Genomic DNA, 10303 nt, shown 5'->3' with positions numbered 1-10303 from the left:
CCCCTGACAATTGTAAAAGCTCATAATCGCTATCTCTAAAATCAACATTCGCGCTTAAAACTCGATTTATATTAACATCTTCATTAGATTCATTTATAATTTTTACACTTCTTGTTATTGCATCAAACTCTTCAAAAACACTATAGCTTAATATAAGCTTTACATTTTTTAAAGAATCAACTAACGTTAACTCAAGAGTCATTGCTTCATTTTCATCTTCAACATAAGTTGCTGGTAAATTATTTAATTTATTCTTACCTGCCTATATATTATGTGATTCATATCTAAAATCTGTAGCACTTGTACCATCTGAAAACTGCAATTCAACTGCTGGCGTTCTCAAATCTGTACTACCATATCCTGGATATTCTTGAGGTGTCATTTCTAACATAAAATCATCTATATTATCTGTATTTGTTAAAAAACTTCCCCAATTTTTACTTCTTAGTACATAATCTAAATTTTTAGCCTTTATTTTTTTCCCCCAGTAAACATGGGCTACATGATTAGAACCTAGCACTTTTAAAACGTAGCTAGTTTTTGATGTAGATAAATTAAAAGTCTTGCTACTTGCGTCATAAACTATTGCCATTTTATAAATTCCCCCTGTATTTTATTTACTAATTTTTTCTTTATATCTAGTATTGTATATTTTTATGTATTAAAATAATATATACATATGTTAACAAAATATGGTTTTATGTTATATTAAAATAAACAAAAGGGGTTTTTATATGTCATCATATATATATTTCGAAGACGATGGAATTAAATATTTAAAATAAAAAAAAAAAGAATATGTAGATTTATGTTTATGTTTTTGTGGAATAGAGGTTTGTAAATCTTCTCATAGTTTTGGGCCTGCAATAAGAGAGCACTATATTATACATTATATACTTGATGGAAAAGGAATCTATAAAGTTGGTGATAAAGTATATAATTTAGAAAAAAATCAAGGATTTTTAATATGCCCTGGTGACTTAACTTACTATGAAGCGGATAATGATGATCCTTGGACCTATATATGGGTTGCATTTAATGGTATAAAGTCAGAACAATATTTAAAATATGCTAATTTAAGTCACGAAAATTTAATATTTGAAAGTAATCATAAAGAATTACTTAAAGACTATGTTTTAGATATGTTAAAAATAAATAGAATGCGTAATTGTGATGAGTTAAGACTTCAAGGCTTATTATACTTATTTTTAAGTACTATATCAGATTCAGTTGATTATAATGTTTCTGAAAATAAAGATCTTTCTTATACATTATATATAGAAAAATCAATAGAATTTATAAATAATAACTTTGCTAATAATATAAAGGTAACTGATATAGCTAATTATGTTGGATTAAACAGAAGCTATTTATCTAGCTTATTTAAAAAAAGCTTAAATGTTTCTCCACAAGAATTCTTACTTAGTGTTAGAATGAATAAAGCTTATGAATTATTAAAAAAACTAGAACTATCTATAGGGGATATTTCTAGATCAGTTGGATATATAGACCCTCTTACATTTTCTAAAACATTTAAAAAATATAGTGGCTATAGCCCTAAGCAATATAGAGAAAACCTCTATAAAAATAATTTATAATTAATAATATATTCATAAAAAAACTAGAGGTTAGTAAACACAATGATAACCTCTAGTTTTTTATCTATTTTATTTTCATTAGTTAATATAACTTATATAATTAAACTGTTTGTGTTTTATTATTTATATTATTTCTTCTTTTTTCTATTTCATTTAAAACATGATCTTTAAATTCACCATTTAATTTATAGAATTTCAAATACAATCCTAAACATGCTAACATTAATAACGATGGTATTACAAACATGATTACTTTCATTCCAATTATAGTTTGAGCACTTTGTACAGTATTTGGAACATAATTGATTATATTAAGCCCAATACCTACTATAAGACCACTAAATGCTGTAGCAAACTTAACTATAAACGTTTGCATAGAGAATATAATACTTTCACTTCTCTTACCAACTTTGTATTCTCCATAATCAACTGCATCACACAACATAACTGTTGTTGATGCTGATGAGAAAGCAAATCCTAAGTTATAAATAACTCCTGCTATGCATAATAATACTGAACTAGTAGATAAACTACTTATAAAAAGCATTGATGTAAATCCTATTACAGGCAGTAAACAAGCTAAAATATAAACTATTTTTCTTGATAGTTTGCTTACTAATTTAGGAAATATCATTAATGCACAAACTTGAGCTATTGTTGATAATCCTGTAAATACTGCATATAAACTTTCATTTTGTATTGCATATTTGAAAAAATATAATGCAAATCCTGCAACTAAAAATAATGCTATTTGATAAATTATTACTGATCCAATTATTACTAATAATTGATCATTTTTAAATAATATTTCAAATACACCTTTTAAAGTTATCTTTTCTTGATTTTCTACAATATTTCTTTCTTTTACATTAAATACTGTTATTAACGTTGATATAACAAATATTATAGCTATACCAACACCTAATCTAAAATATCCTATAGAGTTATTTCCTATTCCTAAAAATGATATTAACATTAACCCAAAAGTATTAACTGTTGAGCCGCCGATAGTTGCAAAAACTCTAGGTATAACCGACATCTTATCTCTCTCTGAAGAATCACTTGTAAATGACGGTATCATTGACCAGTATGGTATATCCATTATTGTATAAGTCATTCCCCATAATATGTAAGCAGCTGAGCAATATACATATACCATTTTCCCAGATAAAAATTTAGCTGGATTGATAAATAAAAATATAAGAACAACTGCATTTATTAATGTCCCGATTAAAAGCCATGGTCTAAATTTTCCCCACTTTGTATTAGTATTATCAACTATTTTTCCCATTATAGGATCATTAATTGCATCCCAAAATCTCGATACAAAGAACAGTCCTCCTACAAAAACAGAAGATATGCCCACTTCATCTGTAAAAAACATCATTAAATAAGTTGCTACAAAAGCATAAACCAAATCTTTACCAAAAGCACCTATTCCATAAGAATATTTTTCTCTAAAAGTTAGTTTCATTTTCAATTCCCCTTTTATTTAATTTTACTCGATAAATTTTTTTAGTAACTACATAAATAAATATTTTAAATCCCCTAAAAATTATCTTCTTTTTCATTATTTATGTATATCCTAGATTATCCTTACTTATTGAGAGTAAATTTACCACTTAAAACTCTCTATACTTCCCTATAGTTTACTTTATCCTCCTTTTTTTTTACAATTAAAACCTTTTCCTTATATTGTAATTTTTGTTTATCTTTTTATAAATATTTTTATGTGTGCTAAATATGGTAAAATGTTAGTTTTATTAATTATTTTATTAAATTCTATATTTTTATGTCAATCGGTTGACATACTTTGTATAACTATCTATACTGAAAAAGTAAAGGAATTAATAATAGGGGGAATAAAATGTTTTCTTTTGATAACACATTAAAATTTAATAATAAGGAAATCGATGTATTTACTATTGGGGAATTATTAGTAGATATGATTTCAAATGATTATGATGATAGTTTTGATTGCAGTCAATATACTAAGCACTTCGGTGGATCACCTGCTAACATTGCTATGAACATAAAAAGATTAGGAGGAAATTCTGCTTTGTCATCAGCAGTTGGAAATGATGGTTTAGGTGATTTTTTAATCAATCATCTAAAAAACAATAATATAGATACTAGGTATATTAGTAAGGTCAATAATTCTACTAGTATGGTTCTTGTATCAAAAAGTAAAACAACTCCAGTTCCAATATTTTATCGTGGTGCTGATTATAACCTTCAATATGATGATAATATTGAGTATGCATTAAAAAATTGTAAAATAGTACATTTTTCTTGTTGGCCTATTTCTCAAAAAAACTCAAGGAAAACTATTGAAAAGGTAATATATAAGGCAAAAGAAAATAATATTCTTATTGGATTTGATCCAAACTATCATGAAATGATTTGGGAAAAGAATCACAATGGATTAGAGTATATAAAAAATATTATATCTAAAGTTGATATTATAAAGCCATCTGAAGTTGATGCAGAAAGAATCTTTGGATGTGATACTCCTGAAAACCAAGTTAAAAAATTTATAGATTTAGGAGCAAAACTAGTAATAATGACCCTTGGAAAAGATGGGGCTATTGTAACTAATGGAGATGAAACTCTTAAATTTAAAACTTTCGCTACTGAAATAGTTGATACTACAGGAGCTGGAGATGCATTTTGGTCTGGTTTTTATACAGGATTAACAAAATCATACTCTTTAAAAGATTCTTTAAATCTTGGATTTGCAACAAGTGCTTTTAAGCTTAAACACGTAGGTGCAATCGCTAACCTACCTACTATAGAAGAAATTAAAGATATTTATAATATATAATATTGGGGGAATTTAGAAATGGCAGTAAAAAATCAAGTTCAACTTATAACTTATCCAGACTCTCTAGGGGGAGATTTAAAAACACTTAATCAAGTACTTACAACATATTTTCCAAATACATTTAAGGGAGGTATTCACATACTTCCTCCATTCCCATCATCAGGAGATAGAGGATTTGCACCACTTACATATTTTGAAATTGAACCTAAATTTGGTACATGGGAAGATATAAGAAAAATAGGAGAAAAACATGATGTACTTCTTGATTTAATGGTTAATCATATATCTAGACAATCAGTATTTTTTAAAGATTTTTTAAAAAACGGAAGAAAATCTAAGTATTCTAACTTATTCCTTACACTTGATAAAATATGGAGTGATTCAAAACCAGTTCAAGAAGATATATCTAAAATGTTTTTACGTAGAACTACTCCATACTCTACTTTTACAATAGAAAGTACTGATCAACAAGAAACTGTATGGACTACATTTGGAAAAGAAACTCCATCTGAACAAATAGATTTAGATATTAATGCTCCAGAGGTTAAACAATTGCTTACAGATTTCTTGACTAACTTTAGCAAACAAAATGTTAAAATTGTTAGATTAGATGCTGTTGGCTATGTAGTGAAAAAAATAGGTACAAGTTGTTTCTTCGTTGAACCAGAAATTTATAAATTTTTAGATTGGGTCACTGAATTAGCTACTTCCTTAGGTATAGAACTATTACCTGAAGTACATGCACATTATACAACACAATTTAAATTGGCTAAACATGGTAACTGGATTTATGACTTTATATTACCATATATGATACTTGAAACATTAATAAATAAATCAAGTAATAGACTTTATAGCTACTTAAAAGTTCGTCCTCATAAACAATTTACTATGCTAGATTGTCATGATGGTATACCAGTTAAACCTGACTTAGATGACTTAGTTGAAACTAAAGCTGCTCAAAAAATAGTTGATGTTTGTGTTGAAAGAGGATCTAACTTAAGTTTAATATACTCTGATGCTCATAAAAATAAAGATGGATTTGATGTTCATCAAATAAGATGTTCATACTACTCTGTCTTAAACTGTGATGATGATGCTTACTTAGCTGCAAGGGCTATACAATTTTTCGCGCCGGGTATACCTCAAGTATACTATGTTGGATTATTAGCCGGTAAAAATGATGATGAAATGGTGAAATTAACTGGTGAAGGTCGTGAAATAAATAGACATAACTTTACTATTTCGGAAATAGAAAAAGAAGTTCAAAAACCAGTTGTACAAAGATTACTTAAACTTATAGATTTTAGAAATGATTATCCTGCATTTAATGGTGAGTTTATTATAGAAAATGCTAAAGATAATGAGATTAAACTTACTTGGAAAAAGGAAGATAAGTATTGTACATTAAATATTGATTTAGATACATATAAATCAGTTATAGAATATATAGGTGAAAATAAAAATGTTGTATTATACAATATATAGTTATACTTTCATTTAAGTTTTAGTATCCTATTTATTTACAATTTTTATAAAATTATATAGCTAAAATAAAATTTAATTTTTATATAAAAGATATAGTTGTAAGATTTAAATTATAATTACAACTATATCTTTTTATGTTAATAGATAATAATTATATTTTTATATAGAATGTGTCAAATAGTATGTATAAAAGTTTATTTATTTAAAAATAAGTTATTATGTACTTACTCAAAATCTCTAAACTATTATGGTATAATATACTAATTAAGTAAGACAAAGGAGGTACTTTTTTGGCTAATATAAAAGATGTTGCAAAGGAAGCTGGTGTATCCGTAACAACAGTATCTAGAGTTATGAACGATAGAGGATATATCTCTGAAAAAACTAGAAAAAAAGTATATGATGCTATGGAAAAGATAGGATATCATCCTAATGAGTTGGCAAAAAATTTCTTTAGGCAAAAAACTAATATAATCGGATTAATACTTCCAGATATAAGTATTAGCTTTTATGCTGAAGAAACTAAATATATAGAAGAATATTTATATAAAAATGGATATAAGCTAATGTTATGTAATGCATATAATAGTAAAGAAAGAGAAAAAGAATATATAAATATGCTACAAAGAAATAAAGTAGATGGAATTATAATAGGAAGCCATACCTTAGAAATTGAAGATTATTTAAAAATAGACATGCCTATAGTAGCATTAGATAGATATTTAGGGGAAGATATTCCTATAGTATCTGCTGACCACATACAAGGTGGTATTTTAGCCGCTAATCATTTAATAAATTGTGGATGTAAAAATGTAGTTCAATTTGCAGGTACAAGTGTATTAAATTCTTCTGCTAATAAAAGACATATATCATTTGAAAAGGTAATGAATGATAGTAACGTAAATGTTCATACTATCGAAATGGAGTTAAATACTTTTTCAAAGGAACAAAACTTACATTACATAGATTATATGTTTAATAGCTATAAAGATATTGATGGGGTATTTGCAACTGACAATATGGCTATTTTAGTTATAAAAGAATGTTACAAAAGAGGCATAGACATTCCTAAAGATTTAAAAATAGTTGGATATGATGGTACAGAAAGTTCAGAATTATTTATTCCTACTTTAACTACTATAAAACAACCTATTAAAGAAATTTGTATTGATGCTGTTAATAAATTAATTAAATTAATCAATAATGAAAATATTAGTTTGGAATCAAATCATACTGTTACGCTTATAAAAGGTGAGACTACTTGATAGGTTGTCAATATAAGTGCAACACTTTATGTTTATTTTACAGCTAAGGCCTCTGTAGGTGTTTTATATCCAAAACACCTACAGAGGTCTATTTTTTATACTTTTACCTATGTTAATATGATTATAATTCATAATTTTATGTTCCTTAAGATTAAATATTTTTGTGGTTATTATTACTGTAACATAAACTTATGAGCTATTTTTTATAAACTTTTAGGTATTGCACTTAATATGATAATTCATTTATTTAATTAATTCTAATAATCCAAAAGAAATTACTAAACTTATAAATGATTATATACTTTTATAATCATGATTCTAGTTGAATATCAAATACATGCACATAGGGTGCTTTTTTATAAGTATCTACTTGACAGTATCATAACTAATTATTGGAAGCTTTTATATTTTTCTTCAAAGAAAGTATTTAATTTTTCAAGTGACTTTGATAAAACCTGTTCTTCTTCATCTGAAAAGTTACTAAGCATTGCACATATCATTTCTTCATGAAATACTTGATGAACTTTATAAACTTCTTCTCCTTTAGAAGTTAAGTTCACAAGCACCACTCTTCTATCTTCTTCAATTCTTTTTCTTTCAACATATCCCTTTTTAATAAGCTTTGTTATTGCTGTAGTTAATGTTCCTACAGTTATTCTTAAGTCATGTGCAATTTCTCCCATAGTTCTAGATCTATCTAAGCCAATTGCCTCTATCGTATGTATTTCAGTTATAGATAAATCAGTGAATTGTGTATTCTTAAGAGACTTTTCTTCAATTTGTAAAATATCATTAAATAATTGAACTAATAATTTATTTAATATGTCTTCTATTTTTCTCATAATCACGTTCTCCATAATTTTATTTTCCAATATTATTATAATAAAATCTACATTTAACTTCAATTGGTACATACATATTTTAACAAAAAATATATAATTAATAATTTTTTTATAAAAAATATTATATTTTATATTTTATATTTAATATTTTCTATTCTTTTTATTTATAATCATTATTTTATACCTACAAAATATATAATTGCACAATTAAGATAAAGTTTTTATCATATTTTTATTTTTTAATATATAATACTTATTAGGATTAATTTTGAAAAAATTTGTTCTTTATTTTCACTTATATTTTTATATTAAAAAATCTTATTCTAAAATATTTAATTTATTTATATAAAATTTACTTAAATGCTATAATAATATCATATACTTTTGTAATAGTAACCTAAAACTAAACTATGAGGTCTATATCTAAAACTAATAAAATATATAAAGAACTCCCTATTTTAATCATCAATAGGAAGTTCTTTAATAGTATCACCAATAATCTTTATACCCTTTTCTATTTCTTCAAAAGATAGTCTAGAAAAACCTAGCCTCAAAGTGTTATTTATTTCATTATTAATATAAAATATATCTCCTGGCATAAAAATAACACCTTTTTTATAACATTTATTTAATAATTCTCTAGTGTCTATATTTTTAAACTTTAAAAATAAATGAAGTCCACCATCTCCAAAAATATATTCATTAGGAATATACTTTTCTACACATTTATATGCAAAATTAAATTTCTCTCCATAAAATTTACGTGCTTTTTTGATATATTTTTCAAATGCTCCACTTTGTAAATAATCATATAGTATTCCTTGATCTAAAAAAGATACATGTATATTTCTACATCTTTTCACACTCTCTAATTTTGAAATAGCATTTTTATCTGCTAATATCCACCCTATTCTCATACCTGGAAATAATATTTTTGAAAAACTACCAATATAAATTACTCCATTATTTAAATTATCTAATGAGCATATAGGAAATATATGGGAACTAGAATAAAGCAGCTCCTCATTAAATCCATCCTCTATAATTGGTATATTATTATTTTTCATCAAATTATAAAATTTGTACCTATTTTCAGGTGACATTACAGTACCAGTTGGATTATGATATGATGGTGTAATATAAGCAAACTTTATTTTATCTTTATATTTCTCTAACTTTGATTCTAACATATCAAAGTCTAATCCATTTTCATCTATATCTACTCCAATTAAATTTAATCCTAAAGCCTTCATAATCTTTATAGATGTGTTGTGAGTTGGATTTTCACAAATTATATAATCTCCTGGTGAAGTAAATGAAGATAAAATAATATCTAAGCCTTCTGTAAATCCATTAGTTATTAATATATCTTTGTTACATGTATCAACACCTTTTTTATTCATATATTCTAATAGATACTCTATAAGAGGCTTATATCCCTTTGCATAACCATAATTAAGTAACTTATGTCCTTCTAAAGATAGTCTATTTAAAAATGATTTTTTTAATTCATCTATATCAAACATATCTCCATTTGGAGATATACTTTTAAAAGAAATCAAACCATTTTCCCAAGGTATTTCATTTTTTATTATATCCATATCATTTGCCACTTTAGCATAGCTGTTTTGTTTATCTTCCCAATTAATACACCAATTACTTTTAGTTAAGCTACTATTTGACTTTGCAAAAGTTCCCTTACCTGATACTGAATATATTAGTCCATCAGCTTTTAATTCTTCATAGGCTAAATTTACAGAATTTCTACTTACCTTTAAAATTTGGCTAAGTTCTCTTGTAGAAGGTAGCTTACTATTATTAGGTATCAATCCTTTTAATATCATATTACTTATATATCTTTTTATTTGTATATAAATTGGTTCATCTTTGTTAATTACAAGATTAGAAAGTAACACCTTATCACCTCAATTTTATTGTCTACTTGATGGTTTTAAGGAATATTCTATTATTTTATATAATAAATCATTAAAACTTAAACCTGCCTCAGTTTCACTTTTGGTATTGAACTAATTTTAGTTAATCAATAAAGTGCATTTAATTTAAGAGCATATGGTACACCATCGTATATTATCATATCAATTCTTACATAAGCTTTGCAATAAAAAATTCGCTTCGCTTGAGCGATGTGTCGGTGAAACATTTCATTTCACCAACGATATATTTAAAAAATAAAATAATACTCTTAGACCTAACACAATTACCATTAAGTTTACATAATTTTAATAAAGTAACCTTAAGTTGGGTTAAATAAAATTTACATATTCT

General features: G+C 25.5%; 7 protein-coding genes and 1 pseudogene. 4 read left to right on the top strand and 4 right to left on the bottom strand.

The annotated features are described in order from the left end of the window. Nucleotides 1-592: pseudogene (locus Q5F54_RS06355) on the bottom strand (glycoside hydrolase family 36 N-terminal domain-containing protein); the annotation flags it as partial. 235 nt (nucleotides 593-827) lie between these two features. Here Q5F54_RS06355 and Q5F54_RS06350 point away from each other — a divergent pair. Further along, nucleotides 828-1598 carry an AraC family transcriptional regulator gene (locus Q5F54_RS06350; protein ID WP_302334116.1) on the top strand — a complete coding sequence of 257 codons (771 nt, stop codon included), beginning with the start codon at nucleotides 828-830 and terminating at the stop codon, nucleotides 1596-1598. Between the two features lie 100 nt (nucleotides 1599-1698). On the opposite strand, the gene melB is transcribed toward Q5F54_RS06350, so the two are convergent. After that, complete coding sequence (gene melB, locus Q5F54_RS06345; RefSeq protein WP_180701562.1) at nucleotides 1699-3072, bottom strand: melibiose:sodium transporter MelB; 1374 nt, start codon at nucleotides 3070-3072, stop codon at nucleotides 1699-1701. A gap of 393 nt (nucleotides 3073-3465) precedes the next feature. On the opposite strand from melB, the gene Q5F54_RS06340 reads away from it, so the two are divergent. From Q5F54_RS06340 to Q5F54_RS06330, 3 genes are all read left to right on the top strand, one after another. Beyond that, nucleotides 3466-4422 (top strand): carbohydrate kinase family protein, encoded by a 957-nt coding sequence (locus tag Q5F54_RS06340; RefSeq protein ID WP_281538324.1) that lies wholly within the window; start codon nucleotides 3466-3468, stop codon nucleotides 4420-4422. Nucleotides 4423-4440: 18 nt separating this feature from the next. Further along, on the top strand, nucleotides 4441-5910 hold the full coding sequence (gtfA, locus tag Q5F54_RS06335; RefSeq protein WP_281538323.1) for a sucrose phosphorylase: 1470 nt from the start codon (nucleotides 4441-4443) through the stop codon (nucleotides 5908-5910). Between the two features lie 290 nt (nucleotides 5911-6200). Further along, the gene (locus Q5F54_RS06330) at nucleotides 6201-7175 is read left to right on the top strand and encodes a LacI family DNA-binding transcriptional regulator (RefSeq protein WP_281537591.1); all 975 of its coding nucleotides are present in this window, start codon (nucleotides 6201-6203) and stop codon (nucleotides 7173-7175) included. A 389-nt stretch (nucleotides 7176-7564) separates the two neighbouring features. Here the strand turns inward: Q5F54_RS06330 and Q5F54_RS06325 are convergent, their stop codons facing one another. Next, a complete protein-coding gene (locus Q5F54_RS06325; RefSeq protein WP_071120706.1) occupies nucleotides 7565-8017 on the bottom strand; it encodes a MarR family winged helix-turn-helix transcriptional regulator in 453 nt (150 codons plus the stop codon). A 458-nt stretch (nucleotides 8018-8475) separates the two neighbouring features. Beyond that, a complete protein-coding gene (locus tag Q5F54_RS06320) occupies nucleotides 8476-9933 on the bottom strand; it encodes a PLP-dependent aminotransferase family protein (RefSeq protein ID WP_071120707.1) in 1458 nt (485 codons plus the stop codon). Nucleotides 9934-10303 lie beyond the last annotated feature (370 nt).

The organism is uncultured Romboutsia sp. (assembly GCF_958366745.1).
GTDB classification, from domain to species: Bacteria; Bacillota; Clostridia; order Peptostreptococcales; family Peptostreptococcaceae; genus Romboutsia; species Romboutsia timonensis.
The sequence above is the reverse complement of the archived record's forward strand: the minus strand, read 5'-3'. Positions and strand labels throughout refer to the sequence as shown.

Bases quoted from the DNA above. Each gene is read 5' to 3' on its own strand.
- melB (WP_180701562.1), bottom strand. From the start codon at position 3,072: ATGAAACTAACTTTTAGAGAAAAATATTCTTATGGAATAGGTGCTTTT.
- Q5F54_RS06340 (WP_281538324.1), top strand. From the start codon at position 3,466: ATGTTTTCTTTTGATAACACATTAAAATTTAATAATAAGGAAATCGAT.
- gtfA (WP_281538323.1), top strand. From the start codon at position 4,441: ATGGCAGTAAAAAATCAAGTTCAACTTATAACTTATCCAGACTCTCTA.
- Q5F54_RS06325 (WP_071120706.1), bottom strand. From the start codon at position 8,017: ATGAGAAAAATAGAAGACATATTAAATAAATTATTAGTTCAATTATTT.